At 69.9% G+C, this 562-nt stretch carries 1 protein-coding gene; it reads right to left on the minus strand.

All coding sequences use genetic code 11. The features are described from left to right. Nucleotides 1-17: 17 nt before the first annotated feature. Nucleotides 18-562: zinc-binding dehydrogenase (locus tag IEZ17_RS41125; RefSeq protein WP_189308750.1), on the minus strand; the 545-nt coding region annotated here is incomplete at its 5' end.

Below are 562 nucleotides of genomic sequence, written 5' to 3' on the forward strand. Positions count from 1 at the left end.
GCCCTGGATGCCCTGGACTAGAGCGACACCACCGACCGCAGCACCTCGCCGCGCTGCATCTTGCCGAAGGCCGCCTCGACGTCGTGGAGCGTGATCGTCTCGCTGACGAAGCGCTCCAGGTTGAGCTTGCCGCTCAGGAAGAGATCGATCAGTACGGGGAAGTCGCGGCTGGGCAGACAGTCGCCATACCAGGACGACTTGAGCGCGCCGCCGCGCGAGAAGAGGTCGATGAGCGGCAGCTCGATGCGCATGTCCGGGTCCGGTACGCCGACCTGGACGAGGGTTCCGGCCAGGTCGCGCATGTAGAACCCCTGCCGGTAGGTCTCCGGGCGGCCCACCGCGTCGATCACCACATCCGCGCCATGACCACCCGTCAGCTGCCGGACCGCCTCGATCGGGTCCGTACCACGGGAGTTGACGGTGTCGGTGGCGCCGAACCGCTCGGCGGCGTCCAGCTTGCCGTCGTCCAGGTCGATGGCGATGACCCGTCGCGCGCCGGCCCGCGAGGCGCCGGCGATGGCGGCGTTGCCGACGCCGCCGCAGCCGATGACGGCGACGGTGT

The organism is Streptomyces albospinus, assembly GCF_014648695.1.
In the GTDB taxonomy this organism is placed as follows: domain Bacteria; phylum Actinomycetota; class Actinomycetes; order Streptomycetales; family Streptomycetaceae; genus Streptomyces; species Streptomyces albospinus.